Annotated in this window: 16 protein-coding genes and 1 riboswitch; of the genes, 11 read left to right on the top strand and 5 right to left on the bottom strand. The window is 46.3% G+C overall.

All coding sequences use genetic code 11. The annotated features are described in order from the left end of the window. The coding region (locus tag GX419_03535) for a 30S ribosomal protein S6 (GenBank protein NLI23764.1) at positions 1–112 on the bottom strand (112 nt) is incomplete at its 3' end. A gap of 309 nt (positions 113–421) precedes the next feature. On the opposite strand from GX419_03535, the gene GX419_03530 reads away from it, so the two are divergent. The 3 genes from GX419_03530 to GX419_03520 are packed head-to-tail and all read left to right on the top strand — an operon-like array spanning position 422 to position 3,951. Continuing rightward, positions 422–2,146: a DNA polymerase III subunit gamma/tau gene (locus GX419_03530; protein ID NLI23763.1), complete on the top strand. Its 1,725-nt coding sequence runs from the start codon at positions 422–424 to the stop codon at positions 2,144–2,146. A gap of 2 nt (positions 2,147–2,148) precedes the next feature. After that, positions 2,149–3,417 carry an NADP-dependent isocitrate dehydrogenase gene (icd, locus tag GX419_03525; GenBank protein ID NLI23762.1) on the top strand — a complete coding sequence of 423 codons (1,269 nt, stop codon included), beginning with the start codon at positions 2,149–2,151 and terminating at the stop codon, positions 3,415–3,417. A 21-nt stretch (positions 3,418–3,438) separates the two neighbouring features. Further along, positions 3,439–3,951, top strand: a complete 513-nt coding sequence (locus GX419_03520) for a ferritin (protein ID NLI23761.1) — start codon at positions 3,439–3,441, stop codon at positions 3,949–3,951. Between the two features lie 3 nt (positions 3,952–3,954). Here GX419_03520 and GX419_03515 read toward each other — a convergent pair whose 3' ends face one another. Beyond that, complete coding sequence (locus tag GX419_03515; GenBank protein ID NLI23760.1) at positions 3,955–4,311, bottom strand: hypothetical protein; 357 nt, start codon at positions 4,309–4,311, stop codon at positions 3,955–3,957. Positions 4,312–4,476: 165 nt separating this feature from the next. On the opposite strand from GX419_03515, the gene GX419_03510 reads away from it, so the two are divergent. Beyond that, complete coding sequence (locus GX419_03510) at positions 4,477–6,975, top strand: T9SS type A sorting domain-containing protein (GenBank protein ID NLI23759.1); 2,499 nt, start codon at positions 4,477–4,479, stop codon at positions 6,973–6,975. 137 nt (positions 6,976–7,112) lie between these two features. After that, positions 7,113–10,421 (top strand): preprotein translocase subunit SecA, encoded by a 3,309-nt coding sequence (secA, locus tag GX419_03505; protein NLI23758.1) that lies wholly within the window; start codon positions 7,113–7,115, stop codon positions 10,419–10,421. A 25-nt stretch (positions 10,422–10,446) separates the two neighbouring features. Here the strand turns inward: secA and GX419_03500 are convergent, their stop codons facing one another. From GX419_03500 to ligA, 3 genes are read right to left on the bottom strand one after another with little or no spacing between them, the layout of a single operon-like run. Continuing rightward, positions 10,447–11,334, bottom strand: coding sequence for a 4-hydroxy-tetrahydrodipicolinate synthase (locus tag GX419_03500; protein NLI23757.1), 888 nt, complete (start codon positions 11,332–11,334; stop codon positions 10,447–10,449). Next, the gene (locus tag GX419_03495; protein ID NLI23756.1) at positions 11,331–11,915 is read right to left on the bottom strand and encodes a hypothetical protein; all 585 of its coding nucleotides are present in this window, start codon (positions 11,913–11,915) and stop codon (positions 11,331–11,333) included. The genes GX419_03500 and GX419_03495 overlap by 4 nt, the downstream gene beginning before the upstream one ends. Before the next feature lie 50 nt (positions 11,916–11,965). Then, the gene (gene ligA, locus GX419_03490) at positions 11,966–13,966 is read right to left on the bottom strand and encodes an NAD-dependent DNA ligase LigA (GenBank protein NLI23755.1); all 2,001 of its coding nucleotides are present in this window, start codon (positions 13,964–13,966) and stop codon (positions 11,966–11,968) included. 108 nt (positions 13,967–14,074) lie between these two features. Further along, positions 14,075–14,277, top strand: a riboswitch (cobalamin riboswitch). A 37-nt stretch (positions 14,278–14,314) separates the two neighbouring features. Between ligA and GX419_03485 the strand changes: the two genes are divergently transcribed. From GX419_03485 to GX419_03460, 6 genes are read left to right on the top strand one after another with little or no spacing between them, the layout of a single operon-like run. Continuing rightward, a complete protein-coding gene (locus GX419_03485) occupies positions 14,315–16,240 on the top strand; it encodes a TonB-dependent receptor plug domain-containing protein (protein ID NLI23754.1) in 1,926 nt (641 codons plus the stop codon). 38 nt (positions 16,241–16,278) lie between these two features. Then, on the top strand, positions 16,279–17,343 hold the full coding sequence (locus GX419_03480; protein NLI23753.1) for a hypothetical protein: 1,065 nt from the start codon (positions 16,279–16,281) through the stop codon (positions 17,341–17,343). A gap of 28 nt (positions 17,344–17,371) precedes the next feature. Then, positions 17,372–19,609 (top strand): T9SS type A sorting domain-containing protein, encoded by a 2,238-nt coding sequence (locus GX419_03475; protein NLI23752.1) that lies wholly within the window; start codon positions 17,372–17,374, stop codon positions 19,607–19,609. Further along, positions 19,606–20,763: an ABC transporter substrate-binding protein gene (locus GX419_03470; GenBank protein NLI23751.1), complete on the top strand. Its 1,158-nt coding sequence runs from the start codon at positions 19,606–19,608 to the stop codon at positions 20,761–20,763. The genes GX419_03475 and GX419_03470 overlap by 4 nt, the downstream gene beginning before the upstream one ends. Positions 20,764–20,770: 7 nt before the next feature. Continuing rightward, positions 20,771–21,046: a hypothetical protein gene (locus GX419_03465; protein ID NLI23750.1), complete on the top strand. Its 276-nt coding sequence runs from the start codon at positions 20,771–20,773 to the stop codon at positions 21,044–21,046. Between the two features lie 22 nt (positions 21,047–21,068). Next, positions 21,069–22,094 (top strand): iron ABC transporter permease, encoded by a 1,026-nt coding sequence (locus GX419_03460; protein NLI23749.1) that lies wholly within the window; start codon positions 21,069–21,071, stop codon positions 22,092–22,094. Positions 22,095–22,110 lie beyond the last annotated feature (16 nt).

Raw genomic sequence — 22,110 nt, 5'->3', positions numbered from 1 at the left:
TCTCACCACCACCATCGGTGATCACGCTCCGGAATTTTTGTACCGCTTCCTTTGCCTGTGCTTCAGACAAAACGGGAGTTAAAATGAAAACGGTTTCGTACTGGTTTAACATAATGATTTAAAATTAATTAATTAATTTTTAGGCCTGCAAAGATAGAAACTTTTTCCTTTATTGAAAATTTTTTGGCATCCGATCAAGGAAGTTTACCATATTTTATGAGGAACATCTTTGTTAATGCCTTGTAAATCAAAAAGATAAATTTCCCCTTGCAAATTGACTGATCTCTTTCCATGCTGGCATGAATTGCAGGTTTGACACAATTCCGTTTTGCAAACAATTTTTCAGCTTGTTGGAGAAAATGCCAATCCTGTGGTTGCGAAACACGGGATACGAACAACATATTTTACTACATTTGTACCCATGGAACGATTCATTGTATCAGCCCGCAAATACCGTCCGGCAACTTTTGGCTCGGTCATAGGGCAGGAAGCAATTACAACCACTCTTAAGAATGCAATAAAAAACGGTCAGCTGGCGCAGGCTTACCTCTTCTGTGGCCCGCGCGGCGTAGGAAAAACCACCTGTGCCCGGATTTTTGCCAAAACCATTAACTGCTATCATCTTGACGAAAATACCGAGCCATGCAATCAGTGCGAATCCTGTCTGGCATTCAATGAATCGCGTTCCTACAATATCCATGAACTGGATGCCGCTTCCAATAACTCGGTGGATGACATTCGGAACCTGATTGATCAGGTGAGAATTCCTCCTCAGATTGGTAAATACAGTGTATATATTATCGATGAAGTACACATGCTGTCGGCTGCTGCCTTCAACGCCTTCCTCAAAACCCTCGAGGAACCTCCGCGGCATGCCATTTTCATCCTGGCAACCACTGAAAAACATAAGATCCTGCCAACCATACTGTCACGCTGCCAGATTTTTGATTTCAACCGGATTAAAGTTCGGGATATAGTGAATCATCTGGCCGATATTGCCGCCCGTGAACAGATAGCAGCCGAACCGGATGCTCTTAATATCATTGCATTAAAGGCTGAAGGCGCCATGCGGGACGCCCTTTCTATCTTTGATCAGATTGTCAGTTTTTCAGGGGGGCAGGTTACCTATGCCAATGTTATCAAAAGCCTTAATATTCTTGATTATGAATATTATTTCCGGCTAACCGACAGCTTCCTTGAAAACGACAGCGTTTCGGTTCTTCTTTTATTCAATGAAATTCTGGAACATGGATTTGATGCCCAGAATTTCATTATCAGCCTCGGAAACCACTTCAGGGATCTATTGGTATGCAAGGATCAAAAGACAATTGACCTGCTGGATGTCGGAGAAGGAATCAGGCTCAGATATCTGGAACAGTCGGCAAAATGCGACCCTGCGTTCCTGCTTCAGGCTATCGATATATGCACCCAATGCGATGTTCAGTTCAGATCATCCCGTAATCCACGGTTGCTTGTCGAACTGAGCCTTTTAAAACTTGCGGGTTTAACAGCTGAAAAAAAAAAGTATCCGGTAAACCCATCTGAAACCACTGCGCCTGCCGCTAAGGAGACCCCGGGTAAAACAACCGAAAAAAGCGTTTCTGACAAGCCGGATCAGAAACAACCGGCCGGCAAAAAACAGATCGTTATTACAAGCTCCTCCTCCCTTTCATTAAAAGACATCCTTTCGACGGGGAATAAAGCCACAGGGAAATCACCGGAAGGAGAGGAGGATGCCGATAATGCACCTGTGGTCGAAGAACCACGGGGGAATGAAAATGAAGCCTTTGGAGAAGACCAGCTCGAATCGGCTTACAGGGAATTTGTTCAGCAACTCAAATCGGAAAAACCAAGATTGCACAGTATCCTTTTATCAAAAAAACCTGTTTTGAAGGAGAATTTTTCTATTCATCTCCTGATGGACAATGAAACCCAACTGGAAGATTTTAACCTGAATGTAAAAGCGGATCTGCTGAACTATTTGCGTAAAACACTGAACAATTCCGCTGTCAGTATTGTTACGGAAATAGAAGAAAAGGAATCACCGAGAAGGATCTATACAGCCGAGGAAAAGTTTCAGGAACTGGCTTCCCGAAATCCTCTTCTGAACAGAATGCGCAAAGATTTTAATCTTGATTTTGATTAGCCATGAAGGGAGAAAAAATACGAAAGAAGGAAAATCAGCTGGAGGTTCCCGACTTTCCTGTCATTCCTTATATTGAAGGAGACGGAACCGGTCCGGACATCTGGTCAGCTGCCGTAAAAGTGTTTGATGCGGCTGTTGAAAAAGCGTATGGAACCACACGGAGAATAATCTGGAAGGAAGTATACGCCGGCGAAAAGGCATTCAAAAAGACCGGAAACTGGCTTCCTGATGAGACGCTTGATGCCATACGGGAGCATCTGGTTGCCATAAAGGGCCCGTTAACAACCCCTGTTGGTGGTGGTATCCGTTCGCTGAACGTTGCATTGCGGCAGTTGCTTGACCTTTACGTATGCCTGCGACCCGTCCGCTACTTCAATGGTGTTCCCTCACCGGTAAAGCATCCCGAAATGGTTGATATGGTCATTTTCAGGGAGAATTCTGAAGATATTTATGCAGGAATTGAGTGGCTGGCAGGAACCGATGAGGCAAAAAAAGTTATCCGGTTTCTCCAGGAAGAAATGAAGGTTTCCAAAATCCGGTTTCCCGAAACAAGTTCGGTCGGAATCAAACCGGTTTCAAAAGAAGGAACCGAGCGCCTGGTGCGCGACGCTATTCTGTATGCCCTTGCACATAAACGTCCTTCGGTTACCCTGGTGCATAAAGGTAACATAATGAAGTTCACGGAAGGAATGTTCAAGGTATGGGGTTATGAACTGGCTGAAAGGGAGTTCGGAGACAGAGTCTTTACCTGGGCTATGTATGACAGAATTGCTGCATCACAAGGACAGTCTGCCGCTGAAGAGGCAATGAACGATGCATCAAGGAAAGGCAAACTGATCCTTAAAGATGTTATTGCCGATGCTTTCCTCCAGCAGATTCTTCTGCGGCCCTCAGAATATTCTGTAATTGCTACACTGAATCTCAACGGTGATTACATTTCCGACGCTCTTGCCGCCATGGTCGGCGGAATCGGAATAGCTCCCGGCGCCAATATCAACTATCAGACCGGACATGCTGTTTTCGAAGCAACACATGGCACCGCACCCAAATATGCAGGCCAGGATAAGGTAAATCCCGGATCGGTTATTCTTTCGGGCGTCATGATGTTTGAGTATATGGGCTGGAATGAGGCCGCCCGGTTGATTGTGAACGGACTGGAAAAAACCATTTTATCCAAAAGAGTAACCTACGACTTTGAACGCCTCATGGAAGGGGCAACTTTATTGAAATGTTCAGAATTTGCAGCAGAAATCATTCATAATTTGTCGTAAATCCTTAAAAATCAATGAAATATGAACAAGAAAATTGAATCCATTCTCAACCGCCAGGTTGTGCGCGAAGGCTACTCCTCCCATCTTTACCTGGCCATGGCATCCTGGGCCGAAACAGAAGGCTATAAAGGGATTGCCGGATGGCTCTATGCCCAGGCAGAAGAAGAACGTCTTCATATGCTGAAGGTGATCAAGTATATCAACGAACGCGGCGGTAAAGCCATTATTCCCGAAATTGAAAAACCGCCCGTACGGTATGCCGGAGTGCTGAAAATGTTTGAGGAAGTACTTAAGCATGAACAATTTATCACGGCATCCATCAACGAAATTGTTCAAACCTGTCTGGAGGAAAAAGACTTTAATACTTATCAGTGGGTACAGTGGTTTGTCAACGAACAACTTGAAGAAGAAGCCTCTGTGCGTTCCCTGCTGGATAGTCTGCGCCTCGCCGGAGACCAGCATTTGTACCTTTTTGACCGCGATATAATGTCAATCCGTCAGAAAGAAAAAGATGCCGGTACTGCTGCTGAATAATGTTTACCTGGCTTTTTTCCAGATAAGGCTTTCAGTCAGTTTTTCCAGTTCTTCTTCGAATTTTTTGAGACCCGCCGGGGCGTTGTCATAATCAGTTATGATCCGGATGTTGCCACCGGAAATATATCGGATGTAAGTTGTTGGAAGATCCGGCCGGAGCGAAAGATAGGAATCCCTGAAGGAATCAAGCTGAGCCTCCCTGACCATATCATTCAGTTTTTTCATTTTTTCTTCCGGGAGTCTGGCATAATACCTGCCGGTGCGGGGAGCAAAGGAATATCCTTCGTATATGGCCCTTGCATTTGAATAAAAACTAACCTTGTATTCCGGACATTGTCCCCTGCACGAAGTTTTTTCCATCTCAAGCCAGGGTGTCTCATCCTTACTAAATGGATGAAAACTGCAGGAAAGGAAAAAAATTGTTGGCAGGAATAAAATAAATCGGCAAATTTGTTTCATGGTTTGGCGGTAAATATTCGATTGTAAAGATACGGTTTTGTTATGTCTTGCTAATGATAACGTTTTATGAGAAAGACAAGTGTTTTGTTTTCTATTTTACTGCTTATTTTTATAGGGAAGGGTACGGCCCAGGTAACTTTTTTCGGAGAACCGGTAACGTTTCCTCCTCCGGTATGTTATGGTTTGCCGGTTGATGCCAATACCAGAATATTACCACGCCCTGAATTACTATCCCGCCTCAAGTCTGCTTCTGTCAAAAAGGCGGATATCAGGGTAACGTATCATGACTTCCCTTCGGCGGCGAAAACCGCTTTTGATTATGCAGTGAGCCTCTGGGCTTCCATGATAACTTCTCCGGTGCCAATAAGAATTGATGCCACCTGGGAAAAACTGCCCTCCGGTGTTCTTGGAAGTACCGGTCCATCAGTATATTACAGAGGCTTTGACGGGTCTTCCGATGTATTTAAGTTTTTTCCCGTGGTGCTGGCAGAACGGATGCTTGGCCGCGATATTAATGGCGAAGACCAGCCTGATATTTACGGTTCTTTTTCTAATGATCTGTCCCTCTGGTATTTTGGAACCGATGGCAATTGCCCTTCCGGTAAGTATGACTTTGTAACAACTGTTCTGCATGAACTCTGCCATGGTCTGGGTTTTGTCAGAAGCTTTACGTATTATTCTGCCACGCGCGAAGGTGATTATGGACTTGGTTCTACCGGGATTCCGGTTATTTTCGATAAGTACGTAACAAATATCTATGGTCTTTATCTTGTCGACACGAATTACTATCCCCGTCCATCAACATTGCTCGGATCAGCGCTGAGAAGCAATAAGGTATATTTTGACGGAATCGTTGCCCGAAGCGCCAATTCAGGGTTTAATGCAAAACTTTATGCTCCTTCCAAGTGGGATCAGGGATCCAGTATTGCTCATCTTGACGACAGCAAATACGATGGGACTATAAACGGCCTTATGACACATGCCACCCAGACGATGGAAGTTATTCATGACCCGGGCCCGATTGCCCTCGGAATCCTCGGAGATCTGGGATGGATTCATACCTGGATCAAACACGATACACTGCCCGACATTGAAGATCTTACCTCACGGGTCACTGTTAGGGCTGTTGTTACCAGTGATACCGCTCTTTCACGTAATTCCGTGAAATTGTATTTTTCTTCTGATACTTTCAGAACCTCAACCGTAAAGCCATTGCTGCCAACCGGAAATCCCAATGAATTCTCTGCTGATATTCCTTTGACAAAACTGGGACAACGAATTTTCTATTATATTTCCGTAAAAGATACCTTCCAGCGTTTGTTTACTGCTCCTTCAGGGGCTCCTGATTTTGTTTACTCCTTCTATATAGGTGAAGATACCATCAAACCCTATATTCAGCATCAACCTGTTCCGTATGTTCTTGATGTAGCCGATTCTGTTATTCTGGAAGCAGTGGTGCGGGATAACCTGGGAGTGGATACAGCTTTTATAGAATATCTGGTGAACAAGACCCCTCAACCTGCCATAGGTCTCCGGCATGATTCGCTGGTTTATTATTCAGCCTCCATTCCTGTCAGATTGGCAGGTATTACAGCCGACGATACGATTTTCTATCGCATTGTGGCAAGAGACAAGTCAAAGGCGCATAACGAAACCCGTCTTCCCGAATCAGGATACTTTACTCTTCAGGTCGAGCCGGTCCCGGAACCTGTCCGCAGTTATCACAATGATTTTAATTCCGGAACATTTGATTTTCTGATGAATGGCTTTTCCATTGACCAGCCGTCAGGCTTCTATACCCTGGGATTGCACAGTGAACATCCTTACAAAAGTCCTGATATGGATAATCAGAAGCTGAATTTTACGGCTCAGTTGCGAATTCCGGTTATTCTTACAGGACCGGCAACCTACATGACCTTCTGGGAGATAGCCCTGGTGGAACCGGGAGAGGAGAACAGTGTGTTTGGCAGTACTGATTTTTATGACTATGTGGTGGTGGAAGGTTCTAAAGATGGAGGAAGTACCTGGAAACCATTCGTCCCCGGCTGGGATTGCCGTGCATACCCTGAATGGCTTGCAAAGTACAATAGTTCAAAAGATATCCGTGGTAATTCGCTTGCCGTTGGTGATATGTCGCTGTTTAAGGTGCGGGTTATCAATTTGCTTTCCGATCCCTATTTTCAACCGGAGGATACGGTTCTCATAAGGTTCCGCCTTTTCAGCGATCCTTATGCACATGGCTGGGGATGGGCCATCGACAATATTCATATTCAGGATTATGTGGATGTGCCTTCGGTTTCAGTTACACATGAGAATCTTTCGGTTTTCCCGAATCCTGCATCAGAGTATCTTTACATTTCGCTTAAAGGATTGCCAGTCAGAGACAAGGTTACATTGACCATCGTCAATCTGCTGGGACAGGTACAATGGTCGGAAACTTTGTCAGGAACTCAGAACGATGTGGCATTGAAAATTCCTGTACAGCAGTGGAAAGACGGCATGTATCTGATCACATTGTATACAGCCAGTGGAAATGTTTCCCGTCGCCTGGTAATTTCGCACTGAAAAACCCATGACGTTTTGTGCATTCTGGTCTGCTTTTTGCACAGGAAGTGCAATGTTTTTGGTTTTTCTCTTAAGGAAACAGTATTACTGTAATATTCATTACTTTTGTACTTTGTATTTTTTGAATCATTTTACTGATGAGCCTAATTAATAAAATTCTTTCCGGTTTTCTGGGCAATAAGTCCGAAAGGGATATCAAGGAGATAATGCCCATAGTTGATAAAATTCGTGATATTTATCCTTCCATTACCAAACTGTCGCATGATGAACTGCGGGCGCGTTCGGCAGCATTGCGGACCAAAGTTAAATCCAGTGTAGCTGATTTGGAAGCTGAAATTGCCCGCCTGAGGGAGGAAGTTGAGCGGACCGACGATTTTGACCAGAAGGAAAATCTTTATGAGCGCATTGACCGGATCGAGAAGGAAATTGATGCGCGGCTTGCGGCAGTGATGGATGAAGTTTTACCCGAAGCCTTCGCCATCATGAAAGATACTGCAAGAAGATTTGTGGAGAATGATGTGGTGGAAGTTACGGCAAATGATTTCGATCGGGAGATGGCCGCCAAATACGATCATGTTGAAATCAAAGGTGACAAAGCACTGTGGCATAGCAGCTGGATGGCCGGAGGAAACCGCATCCGCTGGGACATGGTTCATTATGATGTCCAGCTGATCGGAGGTGTGGTTCTCCATCAGGGGAAAATTGCTGAAATGGCAACCGGCGAAGGAAAAACCCTCGTTGCCACCCTTCCCGTTTTTCTCAATGCGCTTTCCGGCCGCGGTGTTCATATCGTAACTGTAAATGATTACCTCTCGCGCCGTGACTCGGAATGGATGGGGCCATTGTATCAGTTCCATGGTCTTTCCGTTGACTGTATTGATAAACACCAGCCCAACAGCGAGGCCCGCCGCAAAGCCTACCAGGCAGATATTACCTTTGGAACCAACAACGAATTTGGTTTTGATTACCTGCGCGACAACATGGCTCTCAGTCCTGAAGACCTGGTCCAGAGAGAACATATTTATGCCATTGTGGACGAAGTCGACTCGGTGCTTATTGACGATGCCCGCACACCACTTATTATTTCAGGGCCGGTGCCCAAGGGAGACGATCAGCTCTTTGAAGAACTCAAACCGCGTGTCGAGAACCTGGTCAATGCCCAGCGCAAACTGGTCAATCAGATACTGGCTGATGCCCGAAAATACCTTGCCGAAGGCAACCTGGAAAAAGCAGGATTCAACCTTTTGCAGGCATACAAAGGTCTTCCGAAACATAATGCCCTCATAAAACTGCTGAGCGAACAGGGAAACAAGGCGCTCCTGCTCAAGACGGAAAACTTTTACATGCAGGAGAACTCCAAAAACATGCATCTTGTTACAGATGACCTTTACTTTATTATCGATGAAAAAAACAACTCAGTTGAACTCACCGACAAAGGGATTGATCTGATTACAGCTGCCTCGGAAGACCCGCATTTTTTTATCCTGCCCGACATAGGTTCTGAAATTGCTGAAATTGAACGATCCAATCTCTCCAATGCAGAAAAACTGGCAAAGAAGGACCAACTGCTTCAGGATTACGCAGTTAAATCGGAACGTGTCCATACCGTTCACCAGTTACTGAAGGCATACGCGCTTTTCGAAAAGGATGTAGAGTATGTTGTAATTGACAATAAGGTCAAAATTGTTGATGAGCAAACAGGTCGTATTCTGGAAGGCAGAAGGTATTCCGACGGACTGCATCAGGCTATTGAAGCGAAGGAGCGGGTGAAGGTTGAGGCGGCTACACAGACTTTCGCCACCATTACCCTCCAGAATTACTTCCGTATGTACAAGAAACTGGCGGGTATGACCGGTACTGCCGAAACGGAAGCCGGTGAGTTCTGGGATATTTACAAACTGGATGTTGTTGTAATTCCCACCAATAAGCCCGTTATCAGAAAGGACATGGAGGATCTGGTCTATAAGACCAAACGCGAAAAATACAATGCAGTTATTGACGAAATTGAACATCTGTACAAGATAGGACGCCCTGTCCTTGTCGGAACAACGTCGGTGGAAGTATCAGAGCTTCTGAGCCGTATGCTGAAGCTCAGAGGTCTGAAGCACCAGGTGCTGAATGCCAAGCTACACGCCAAGGAAGCTGAAATTGTGGCCGAAGCGGGTAAAAAAGGCACCATTACCATTGCTACCAATATGGCTGGCCGGGGTACCGACATCAAAATAACAGAGGAAGTTCGACAGGCAGGCGGGCTGGCCATCATCGGCACAGAGCGGCATGAATCCCGCCGGGTTGACCGCCAGCTTCGAGGTCGTTCAGGTCGCCAGGGAGACCCCGGAACTTCCCAGTTCTTTGTTTCCCTTGAAGATGACCTGATGCGGCTCTTTGGATCGGATCGAATTGCCAACCTGATGGATAAACTGGGCCTTAAAGAAGGTGAAGTGATCCAGCATCCCATGATCACCAAATCAATCGAACGGGCCCAGCGCAAGGTGGAGGAAAACAACTTCGGCATCCGTAAACGACTGTTGGAATACGACGATGTGATGAATTCCCAGCGCGAAGTGGTTTACCGCCGCCGCCGTCATGCCCTCTTCGGCGAACGGCTGGAAGTCGATATCGCCAACATGATGTATGATGCCGTGCAGTCAGTTGTTGAAACCCACTATGGTGTTTCTGAATTCTCTGACTTTACCATGGATCTCATCCGGACACTCTCCATGGATGCTCCTGTTACTGAGGAAGAATTCAGGCAGAAAACCATTGAAGAACTTACCGACAAAATTTACAGAGCCCTGGTGGCCCAGTACAAAAGGAAATCTGAATTTATTGCTTCACAGGCATATCCTGTCATTAAGGACGTCTACGAAAAGCAGTCCCATATATACGAAAATATTGTTGTTCCTATAACCGACGGACAGCGGGTATATCAGATCATAACCAACCTCAAGAAAGCTTATGAAACAAAAGGAATGGAGCTGGTCCGTTCCTATGAGAAAACCATTATACTGTACACCATTGATGAGGCATGGAAGGAGCATCTGCGCGAAATGGATGATCTCAAAACGTCGGTGCAGAATGCAGCCTATGAACAGAAGGATCCTTTGCTGATTTACAAATTTGAGGCATATGAATTGTTTAAAAATATGCTTGATAAAGTGAACCGCGAAGTGGTCAGTATCCTGGTCAAAGGGCATATTCCGATCCGCGACAGCAGCCAGATTCAGAGGGCTCAGGCTCCCAGGCGTCTTGATCTCAGCAACCTTAAGGAGAGCAAGTCGGAATTCGGCTCATCCCTTTCCCAGGCAGGTGCACAGCAGCAGCAGCAGCCTCAGCGGAGCCAGCCGGTTAAGGTGGAAAAGAAGGTGGGACGAAATGATCCTTGCCCCTGCGGAAGTGGAAAGAAATACAAAAATTGCCACGGTAAAACTGTCCCCGTGAATTAACCCCAGAAAAGGAAAGCGGAGAATACTATTTCAATATTGCATCGGCGGCCGATGCCAGTTTCTGATAAGTGGCTTCGGTTACCGGAACAAGGGGCAACCGGAGTTCGTTTTTAGCCAGGCCCAGATGATGGAGCACGGCCTTTATACCGGCCGGACTTCCTTCAGAAAACAAAAGCCTTGTTACTTCCATCAATTGGTAATGATAGGGCAGAGCTCCCCTGAAATTTCCTTCCAGGGCATGGCGCACCATGGTACCAACCTGCCTGGGAAAAGCATTTGCCGAAACGGAAATAACCCCAGCCCCTCCGCAGGCAATAATGGGCAGAGTGAGCAGATCATCTCCTGAAATGACCAGAAAATCAGACGGTTTATCCCGTATGATCTGCATGATTTGTTCCAGATTTCCTGATGCTTCCTTTACGGCCACAATGTTTTTGATATCATGGGCCAGGCGCACCGTGGTGTCAGCAGCAAGATTAGTCCCCGTTCTTCCCGGAACATTGTAAACGATTACCGGTACTTTGCATTCTCCGGCCACTGCCTTGAAATGTTCATATAACCCTCTCTGGTTGGGCTTGTTGTAATAAGGACACACCGACAAAACTGCATCAACTCCTTCATAATCAAATTCCCGGATGTTTCTGAGAACTTCCTGCGTATTGTTACCGCCGATTCCTACTACAATACCGGCTTTCCCTTCTGCGGTATGAATAACTTTGTGTACAACCTGCTTTTTCTCTTCTTTCGATAAAACAACTGATTCGCCTGTGGTACCCAGTACAACTATATACTCTACCTTGTTGTCAACCAGATACCGTGTGAGCTTACTCAATGATTCAAAATCCACCGTCTTGTCCTCATGAAACGGTGTAACAATGGCAACCCCTGTGCCGGTCAAAAATTTTCTGTTCATTTTTCTGCAGGTATATGTTGGTTAATGTCTGTTTCATTGCCGGTTCGTAAATCCATCAGATAGGTTTTTATCTGTTCGATCAGATAACCAACTGATGTGTCGTCCTTCAGATTGATCATAAAGTCAAGATGCTGATGATAGGGGAAAAACCTGCCAACCTTAAAATATGCTTTCGAAAGGCTTGCAAGATAACGCAGGGGAAATAAATCTGCTGTATCAAGAGAAAACAGGATATCAAAATTCTTTTCGCAGAAATTGACAGCATGCTGGCTTACCGGCCTGAATGTCCAGCTAAGTTCGTTTTTGGAAAAAAAGTGAAAACTGCGCCGGAGAAGGTAGGAATCAGGGATTTTCTTATCGTTTATGTATCCAAGAACATGGGTATGAATGCCTTGATCCTGTAAAAAAGCGATGAACGATCGCACCGGTTCATATTTTTCCAGAGTGGTTGCATCAAAAAGAATTCCTACTTCTTTTGCCTGCCGGAGATTGAAAGCCTTTACCTGGCGATGTGTTTTTTTCATCTGCCTTCTGAGAGATGCTTCTCCCAGCTTATAGCGCCATTTTTCAAGAAATGCCACGGTCCGAAATTTGCCAGCCAAGTTACATGTTCCCGCTTTATTTTCCAAACCTACTCCAGCATTTTCAGAAACTCCTCCTCGGTTATTATTTTAATATTGAGTTTTTTAGCCTGTTCCATTTTGGCTGGACCCATGTTTTCTCCTGCCAGCAGATAGTCGGTTTTTGAGGTTACAGAACTCAGGTTTTTTCCTCCGTTTTCTTCGATGAGTCTTTTGAGTTCATCCCGCGAATGCAGACGGAAGACTCCGGAAATGACAAAGCTTTTTCCTGCCAGTTTATTACTTGCAGGCTGAACTGGTGCCTTTTCGGCAAATTGCAATCCTGCATGTTTTAAATCCTCAATCAGTTTCTGGTTGGAAGGTTTACTAAAGTACTGGCGGATGCTTTGTGCAATGGTCTCTCCGATTTCTTCGGCTTCGGTAAGTTCCGCCAGATCTGCCTTCATCAGATTATCGATACTTCCAAAATGCCGGGCCAGTTTCTTTGAAACGGTTTCACCCACATATCGGATACCGAGGGCATACAATACCCTGTGAAAAGGAACCTTTTTTGATTCTTCAATGCTTTTCAGAAGATTTTTCGCTGATTTTTCCCCGAACCGTTCCAGCTTGACGATTTGTTCAAATGTAAGTTGGTAGAAGTCGGCAGGAGTGCGCACCAGCCCGTTGCGGTACAGAAGGTCTATGGTTGCTTCAGCAGCATTAATGTCCATCGCTTTGCGGCTGATGAAATGCTCCAGCTTGCCCTTGATCTGTGGCGGGCATCCGTCTTCGTTCGGACAGTAATGGCGTGCTTCCCCTTCATTCCGCACAAGGGGTGTGCCGCATTCCGGACATTGGGTGATGAATTCAAGGGGTTTGCTCTGAGCCGAGCGTTTCGACACGTCCACGCCCACAACCTTGGGAATGATTTCACCGCCTTTCTCAACAATCACATAATCCCCGATACGGATATCCAGCAGAGCCATTTGATCTGCATTGTGCAGGGATGCTCTTTTGACGGTCGTCCCTGCCAGAAATACAGGCCGGAGGTTTGCAACGGGCGTTATGGCCCCCGTGCGGCCAACCTGATAACTAACGGATTCAAGCACCGTTACAGCCTGTTCCGCTTTGTACTTGTAAGCCACTGCCCAGCGAGGTGATTTGGCAGTGTTTCCCAGTATTCTTTGTTGCGCGAGGGAGTCCACCTTTATCACAACCCCGTCGATGTCAAAGGGAAGATTATTTCGTTCCGTTTCCCAGTATTTTATAAAGTTTTTTATTTCGTCAATGCTATGGCAAAGCCTGATCCATTCCGGTACCTTGAATCCCCAGGAACGTGCCTTTTTCAGGTTCTCAAAATGGGAATCCGAAGGCAGATCGTCTCCGAAAAGAGCGTAAAACATACAATCAAGCGGACGCCGGGCAACTTCAGAAGATTGCTGGAGTTTGATGGTTCCTGCCGCTGCATTGCGCGGATTGGCAAAAGGCGGTTCCCCGTTTTCCTCTCTCTCTTCGTTGATTTTGCGGAATGCATCATGGGTGAGGATGATTTCTCCTCTGATTTCAAATTCCGCCGGATAATCACCCTGCGACAGGACCATGGGAATGCTCTTAATAGTGCGGATGTTGCGTGTAACAACATCCCCCCGGGTTCCATCCCCCCGGGTCAGGGCCCGCATTAGCTTCCCGTTCCGGTATGTCAGGCTGATGGAAACGCCATCGTATTTAAGCTCACAACTGTATGCAACTTTGTCCTGTATGGTTTCATCAACCCTCCTTATAAAATCCAGCAGTTCTTCTTCACTATAAGTATTGCTCAGCGACAACATCGGATATTTGTGCTCACCCTGCTCAAATTCAAGGTTTCTGTCGTCGCCAACCCGCATGCTGGGCGAATTTTCATCAACCATTTCAGGATGCTTCTGCTCGAGTTCAATTAATTCCTGCATCAGGCGGTCATACTCCTGATCCGATATCACCGGCTGCGATAGAACATAATAGCGGTAATTGTGCTCGTGCAATACCTTTCTGAGTTCCAGTATCCTTTGCTGTTCCTTTTCTTTTTCCATAGGAATGAGAAATTTGTGCTAAAGATAATAAACAAGCACGCTTGTTTGATGTGAAAAAATTGTTTAAACATTTTTGTTCTCCTGATAACTACCGGATGAATTTATTGCTACTTTTGTCCTCAGAATGGTTTCACTGTCGTATAGCAAACGATGGTGATGAAAAGGGAATGCCGTGCAAATCGGCAACAGTACCCGCTGCTGTGAGCCCTTGTTTATGTTTTGCAGCAACCTGGCCACTGTCCGTTGAACCCGGGCGGGAAGGCGCTGCAAAGGGGTGAGTCAGAAGACCTGCCATTCGGATTTATCCGCCGGACTGCGGATAGATGTTCGGGTTAAACATTAGGAACTATGAAACATTCCTTACCTTTTTCTGTTGTATTGCTTTTTCCGGGCATGTTATGCCTTTCCGCCGTGGCGGAAACACCGGATACCCTTCTCAATTACTCTCTTAATGAGGTGTGCATCGTTCAACCCAGGGCGGTTTATTATTCCGATGCATTCAAGATTAGAACATTCGGCCGCGAAGATCTCGCTTCCGTTACCGCCAGGGATGCCGGCCAGCTTTTGTCATCGGTTTCTTCGGTATTTGTCAAATCATATGGTGCACCCGGCAATCTGACCTCCCTGTCCTTCCGGGGAACTTTCTCCAACCATACCCAGGTCACCTGGAACGGATTCCCTCTCAACAGCCCTACAACAGGAGATGCTGATCTCTCCCTGATACCTCTTACTATTGCAGACAAAGTCTCCCTTGTTTACGGTGCATCAGGATCCTTATATGGTGGCGGAACGTTCGGCGGATCGGTTGACCTAACATCTTCACCTTCCTCCGAACAGGGTTTCTCATCCGGACTATCTACCGAAGCCGGATCGTATGGTTCATGGTTTACGGCAGGAAACATAGGATATTCCGGAAAAAAAGTATTGGTTAAAAGCATCTTTTTTACACGCAACGCAGAAAACCGGTATCCCTACAAAGACATTTACAAGTATGGTTCTCCTGTGCTGACGTTGCATCATAACCAGCTTCGCTCGTACGGAATGTTCCACACGGTTTCCTTTAATATAAATCCTTCCCGGCAGATTCAGGCAGGTATCTGGTATCAGGACAGATTCAAAAACCTTCCTGCCGTCATGGGCTCGTATGTACCCTCTGTGGCAACCCAGAAAGATTCTACCCTGAAAATTTTCCTCCGGTATGTGCGCACCATGCGGCGTTCTTCCCTGGTTTTCAGGAATGCCTTTTTCAATGATAACCTTTTCTATAACGACTCTGTCAGCAGGGTGCATTCCGATATTTCTGCACAGCAATACCTTGCCGATATCAATTTCCGGAACATTGCCGGCAAAAGACTCACATGGGATGCAGGGGGAACATTCCAACATGTTCAGGCTCAGGTAGACAGTTACGGCCGGCGCATTGCAGAGGAACGGTTTGCTGTTTTTACCGCCGCGCGCATTGACCTGAAGGCTTTCATTATTAATACTGCTTTCCGCCTGGAAGTTATACCCAGTATTGCGCCGGTTCCATTGCCCTCAGCCGGAATCAGAAAGAACTTCCTGAACAACCATTCGTATGTTCGTGCTTCGGTAGCCGCCAAATATCGGCCACCGACACTTAACGAAAAATACTGGCAACCCGGAGGAAATCCCCATTTGCTTCCTGAAAAAGGGTATACCTCGGAAATCGGAACAGGACTTTCATTTACGGAACAGGATCGGTACAACCTGACCTTTGATCTGACGGCTTTTTCAACGCATATTAATGACCTGATAGTGTGGACGGGAGAAGGGAACTTTTTTAACCCCGTTAATTATAAGAAAGTATGGGCACGGGGAGCCGAATTCTCCTTTGCTCATTCCCTGGTACTTGGCAGTATAAAAATCCGCCAGCAGGGAGAAATTACTGCTGTCCGGTCAACCAGCACCGCAATCTACGACAATACTTCAGGAATTTTGGGTAAGCAACTTCGTTATGTTCCTCTGCTGAACGCTTTCTATTCAGGTACAGTGCAGTTGCGTCGTTTGTCGCTTACAACTTCTGTGAATTATACAGGCAAAAGATACATTACTGACGATCATTCCGGCAGGCCTTTGCCTTCCTTTATCCTGGCAGGCCTTTCGGCAGCCTTTCAGTTCAGGGCGCATACCCTGAACGGGCATCTTTATGCCAGAGCCGATAATCTTTTCAATACTTCCTACCAGATTATCAAAGGCTATCCCATGCCGGGCCGCTTCCTTGCCTTTGGTCTTCAACTTGGATTTCAGCGCTGACAATCAATCATAGTTTAAACCCTTAAATCATTTATTCTATGAAAAATACTGGAACTTTGCTTGTCGTGTTACTAATCAGCATTTTCGTGTTATCATGTGAGAAGCCGGACGATACCAGTAGTAACAATTCATTCCTTCACGGCATTATGATTACCAATGAGGGAAATTTCAGAGATAACAACGGTTCAGTCAGTTATATTCCTCTTACGGAAGATACCGTTATCAATAATATTTTTGAAGCGGTCAATAACCGGCCTCTGGGAGATGTGGTTATGTCATTTGCTTCATGGAAGAATAAAGGTTTCATTGTAGCCAATAATTCAGGGAAAGTTGAGGTGGTTGATCTGAAAACCTTTCAGTCGGTTGGAATAATTGAAGTATCTTATCCCCGCCATATTGTTGTTTCCAATGACGGGAAAGGATACATTACCTATGGTGCCTTTCCCGGGAAGGTAAAGGTTTTTAACCCGGAAACCCTCGAAGCGATAACCGACATCACTGTTGGCAATCAGCCGGAAAAAATGATTGTTGATGGTGACAAGCTTCTCGTGGCCAACGGGCAATGGGGAAATGACAGTACGGTGAGCATTATTGACCGAACCGCCAATGAGGTTGTATCAACCATTGTCGCCGGAGATGGCCCTGTTGCTTTTACCCGCGATGGCAGTGGCTCGGTCTGGGTATTGTGCCAGGGAAAGGTTGTTTACAGTCCCGATTGGTCATATATTGAATACGAAACGGATTCAAAACTGGTATCCCTGAAGCCGGGAACCTACGAACCTTCAAAAAGTTATGTAATTGGCCGTACAGGTGATTACTTCAATCCTTCTTCGGTAGCATCCGATCCTGGTGGCCAGTATGTCTATTTTGTTGAAAATGAAGGAGTATTTGCCTTCCGGATTTCCGATTCGCAGATTCCTGCAACTCCTTTGATAGCCGGATCGTTCAATGCAGTAAATGCCAACCCACTGAACGGGCGGTTGTATGTGACCGAGATCCAGGGTTATACGGCCTCGGGAAAAGTTCATATCTTTACCCCGGCCGGACAGGCTGTTAATACCTTTTTAGCAGGAATAGCACCCAACGGAATATATTTTTATTAATTAGCCGCAATAATACCCGCCTTTCGTGTTGTCAGATACGTTTCACATTGTTCTTAAACCAGGTGGTTCCCTGCCGGAGGAAAATTTTTCCGGCAGGGCAATACCATCGCGGATTATGGTTATGGTGTTATTTTTCCTTTTTCTTCCGGCCGGTCTTTTTCTGCAATCGGTAAATGCCCAGATGGAGCACGGAGGGTGGCCTCTCTCGGCAAGTCTGTCATCAAAAGGGAATGTGCCCGTTATTACGTTTCCCTCTGTTTCCCGCGATATGCTGACACCTGACGATGGCACCACTGCCAAGCCTTTGCAGTTCGCCGTTCCCTTTGACGGAAGATGGACCCCGGAAAACACTGGTATATGGACCGAATCGGGTAAATACCGTATCTGGCGTTGTGGTTTTCACGTTCCCGATGCCCTGTCAGTTGGAATTATCTTCAGCCATTTTGAGCTTCCTGAAGGGGCTTCTGTTTTTGTTTATACTGCCGGTTATCAGGATATGAAAGGGGCCTATACCTCTGAAAATGTTCTGCCTTCGCATTTTCTGGCCCTTCCTCATCTCCGCGGTTCCCTGTGCTATGTGGAGTACGATGTTCCCCCGGTGCAATATAAACCCAATCAATTGGCCATTGGACGTGTTGCCGGTGGCGTAATAGATGTCTTCGGCTTTCAGGAAAAAAACAATGAACAGATTGCTGTTTCCGGAGCGTGTGAGGTGGATATCAATTGTCCGGAAGGTACCTTATGGCAGAAGGAAAAGCGTGGGGTTGCAAAACTGCTGGTGAATGGTACCACGTTATGTACCGGGAGCCTTGTCAACAACACCGAACAAAACGGCAAGCCTTATCTGCTTACGGCAGGGCATTGTATTGCCGATCAGGATGATGCCTGGCGGACAGTTTTTACATTCAATTATGAACGTTCAGGCTGCGGAAGCGGTACTGCAAGCTCTTCACAAACAATCAGCGGTTCGGAACTGATCAGCACGGTCTCCGGCCTTGATTTCAGCCTGGTTCAGCTTACCGTACCACCGCCGCCTTCTTACAAACCCATTTACCTTGGGTGGGATCTGGATACCACGGGTGTGACTTCAACAGTTGCCATTCACCATCCTGCCGGAGATGTAAAGAAAATCTCAGTCGATAATGATGCTCCGGTTTACGGCAATTTCGGCGGAGGATATGACTATATGTCGCATTGGCAAATTATCCGGTGGGACAAAGGAGCCACCGAAGGAGGTTCGTCAGGAGCCCCTTTGTTCAACCAGAATCACAGAATCATCGGTACCCTTACCGGTGGGGATGCCAGCTGTTCCAACCCCGTTAATGATTATTTTCAGCGTTTCGACCGGTGCTGGGATGATTATTATCCTCCGGCCAACCAGCTTCGGGCATGGCTCGATCCGGGCCATACCGGAATTACGCATATTGATCATTTTGATCCGTATAATTATACCATTCTTAGTTGTGATACATTAAAAAACATTGCCCCCGGTGAAAAAACCGGTTTGAAGAACCTTGACTTCGGAGGATACGCATCAGGACATAACTGGCTGGGAATAAATGGCTTTGCTGAAAAGTTTATTCTGCCCGATTCGGCTACCCTGAGCGGGGTGTTCCTTTTTCCACTTAAACTCTATGACTTTAGCTCTGCTGACGGTTCATATATAACTCTGTTTGTTTCGTCTGGAAATCTTTCTCAGGAAAACCGGATTTATTCCGAAAAGATTCTGTTTACGGCACTTAAGGTGAATCAGCTGAATTTCATTCCTTTATGGCATTATCTTCCGGCAAAGGATACTATCTATGCTGGGTATGAAATCTATTACGGGAGTAAGGATACTTTTGCAGTGGCCCAGACGCTTGAACGTGCTCCGGGAAGCGCCAATTCTGCGTATGTTCGTTACCGGGACATATGGACTCCTTACGACACGGTTTTTTCTGTTCCTGCTTCCTTCTATATGGGCCTGCAGGTTTGCAATCTCACCTGGCTGAAGACAACCAGTGAAGAAAGTACCAGGCCGTATACAAAAGTTTTTCCGGTTCCTGCCACAGGGGAACTGAATCTTGTTCATAACGGATTATTTTCAGGGGATATAGTGGCCCGTGTGTTTGATCTGTCCGGGCGTCTCGTCTGGACTTCTTCATTGAACGCAGATGAAAACATGGCCCGTTTTTCCTTTGGATTCCTGAACAATGGGATTTATGTTCTGAAAATTACCACCCGGAACAATTCAGTATATTCTTTCCGTTTTGTCATTCAAAAATGAAACATACCGGTTGGCACATAATATTATTTCTGGCCCTGGCTCTGGGTTTATACTCCTGTATGGGGCAACCGGCAAGGAAAACAGTACGCGAGGCGTTCTCAGACAGTCTGGTTCCTCAGTATGCCGGGAAATTCCGCATTTATTTCACTCCGGAATATACCGTTTTCAGGGTTTTTTCTCCCTGGCAGGGTGGGAAGGGTACGACGGTTGAGTACTTGCTTGCTAATAACACAGCTTCTCTTCCCTTGGATGCGGTCAGGGGCAGGATTGTTATTGGTACCCCTGTAAAACGTGTGGTATGTATGTCCACAACCCATGTAGGAATGCTTTCCGCCCTTCAGCTTGATTCATCCATTGTTTCGGTTTCGGGAACACGATTCGTATACAGCGCAGCTATTCAAAAATTGATTCAGGACGGGCACATTTCCGAGGCAGGCTATGAAGGATCTTTCGACTTTGAAGGTATTGCAAGGTTAAAGCCGGATCTGATTTTTGCCTATGGAATCGGACCGGAAGTAACTTCCTGGTATGCACGGATGGAGAGTCTGCATATTCCTGTGGTTTATTTAGCCGAGTACCTTGAGGAAGAACCTTTAGGCCGGGCTGAATGGATCCGGTTTATCGGGAGAATGATGGGAGTTCCTCAGAAAGCCGATTCTTTTTTCTTTTCGGTCCGGGCTTCGTACCTTTCCCTCAGAAAGCTGGCAGAAAATAATACCCCGCAACCCGTTGTCATGACTGGTCTTCCATGGAAGGATGCATGGAATGTGCCCTCCGGCAATTCCTATACGGCCCGGCTTATATCTGATGCAGGCGGAATTTACTGGCGCAGCGATCTTACCGCCAGAGAAAACTATGAACTCTCAATAGAAGAAGCAGTTGGAAAGGCTTTTAACGCACAGATATGGATTAATGCAGGTACCGCGCGTTCACTGGCTGACATTAAGAACACCGACTTGCGCCTTGCTGCTATTCCCGCTTACCGCAACGGGAATGTGTTCAGCAACACTGCCCGTATTGGGCCCGGCGGGGGAAATGATTACTGGGAATCAGGTACCGTTCATCCCGATATTATTCTGAATGACCTGTACAGAATTCTGCATGGGCTGGCCAAACAGGAAAACGGATTGTTTTACTTTATTCATTTAAAATAACACTATTATGGCATCACGACGTAACCTTAAAAAAGACCTGAACTTCATTACCTGGGAACTGATATCAGAATGCCTGGTGTACCAGATTCTGCATCCTGAAGTTCCTGATGAGAAAATTATGCAGGCGATTGAAGAGATTGCAGAAAAACACAATGAACTTCTGGCGCTTGTCAATGCACCGGAAAATCGCCATGATCGTGCACTGGCAAAGAAAAACTATCTCGCTGTGAGAAAAGGTTTTCTTGACATGGTGCAGATCATCAATGCTCTTTCGGCTTCCTGAAAACCGTGTTCAAAATGCAGAAATGATCCGGCATAACAGCCTTTTATATATTTCTCTGGCGATTGTTCTGGTTATACTGGTTTGTGCTGATATACTGACAGGCACAACTCAGATTTCCCTGTTGGATGTCTTGCGCACTTTTACGGGAAACAACCGGGATCCCATGGTGCTGAACATACTCGTGGAATTCCGGATTCCGCGGGTAGTCACTGCACTGGTTGCCGGTGCTTCGCTCTCGGCGAGCGGACTTATGATGCAAACTTTGTTCCGTAATCCGCTGGCCGGTCCATATGTGCTGGGAATAAGCAGCGGATCGGCACTGGGTGTGGCATTGCTTACAATGGGGTTTCCGGGTTATGTGCTTTCCGGTTCCATACCCGGGCAGTTGAACCTTTTCCTGGCAGCTTTTTTCGGTGCAGCTGCAGTGATGGGTATTATGCTTCTGCTCTCCCTGCGCCTGCGAGATGTTTTCACCATGCTGATTATCGGAATGCTGTTGGGTAGCGCCCTCTCGGCCATTATAGGCATTATGCAATACCTTAGCAATGAATCGGCTTTGAAAGTTTTTGTCATCTGGACAATGGGCAGTTTGGGCGGAGTTACTTCAGATCAAATCAAAATTCTCGTTCCGGTGTTTCTCTTCGGGGTTATATTAACAATCGCGGGGATCAAACCATTAAATGCTCTTTTGCTGGGAGAACAGGAAGCCAAAACCCTGGGCATCAATATTATCAGAACGCGGATCTTGCTGCTTGTTGCTACCAGCATTCTTACCGGCCTTATTACCGGATATTGCGGCCCGATTGGTTTTGTGGGAGTGGCTGTTCCCCATATTGCCCGATGGTTATTTCGTACGGGTAATCATCGTGTGCTGGTGCCTGCCGCCATGCTCACAGGGGCTGCAGTTCTCGTCAGCAGTGACATAATTTCCCAGCTCCCCGGCAGGGGTATCATTCTTCCGGTAAATGCTGTTACGGCACTTATTGGTATTCCTGTTATTGTTTGGGTAATCGTAAGGCGACCCCTCTCTGCAGGCATCGACAGCTAATTCCAGGGAATATGAT

This window comes from Bacteroidales bacterium, from assembly GCA_012517825.1.
In the GTDB taxonomy this organism is placed as follows: Bacteria; Bacteroidota; Bacteroidia; order Bacteroidales; family JAAYUG01; genus JAAYUG01.
This window is presented reverse-complemented; position numbering and strand designations above follow the sequence as displayed.

Bases quoted from the DNA above. Each gene is read 5' to 3' on its own strand.
- GX419_03500 (NLI23757.1), bottom strand. From the start codon at position 11,334: ATGAACAGAAAATTTTTGACCGGCACAGGGGTTGCCATTGTTACACCG.
- GX419_03485 (NLI23754.1), top strand. From the start codon at position 14,315: ATGAAACATTCCTTACCTTTTTCTGTTGTATTGCTTTTTCCGGGCATG.
- GX419_03465 (NLI23750.1), top strand. From the start codon at position 20,771: ATGGCATCACGACGTAACCTTAAAAAAGACCTGAACTTCATTACCTGG.
- GX419_03460 (NLI23749.1), top strand. From the start codon at position 21,069: ATGATCCGGCATAACAGCCTTTTATATATTTCTCTGGCGATTGTTCTG.
- GX419_03530 (NLI23763.1), top strand. From the start codon at position 422: ATGGAACGATTCATTGTATCAGCCCGCAAATACCGTCCGGCAACTTTT.
- GX419_03470 (NLI23751.1), top strand. From the start codon at position 19,606: ATGAAACATACCGGTTGGCACATAATATTATTTCTGGCCCTGGCTCTG.
- GX419_03520 (NLI23761.1), top strand. From the start codon at position 3,439: ATGAACAAGAAAATTGAATCCATTCTCAACCGCCAGGTTGTGCGCGAA.
- GX419_03480 (NLI23753.1), top strand. From the start codon at position 16,279: ATGAAAAATACTGGAACTTTGCTTGTCGTGTTACTAATCAGCATTTTC.
- GX419_03515 (NLI23760.1), bottom strand. From the start codon at position 4,311: ATGGAAAAAACTTCGTGCAGGGGACAATGTCCGGAATACAAGGTTAGT.
- icd (NLI23762.1), top strand. From the start codon at position 2,149: ATGAAGGGAGAAAAAATACGAAAGAAGGAAAATCAGCTGGAGGTTCCC.
- GX419_03510 (NLI23759.1), top strand. From the start codon at position 4,477: ATGAGAAAGACAAGTGTTTTGTTTTCTATTTTACTGCTTATTTTTATA.
- secA (NLI23758.1), top strand. From the start codon at position 7,113: ATGAGCCTAATTAATAAAATTCTTTCCGGTTTTCTGGGCAATAAGTCC.
- ligA (NLI23755.1), bottom strand. From the start codon at position 13,966: ATGGAAAAAGAAAAGGAACAGCAAAGGATACTGGAACTCAGAAAGGTA.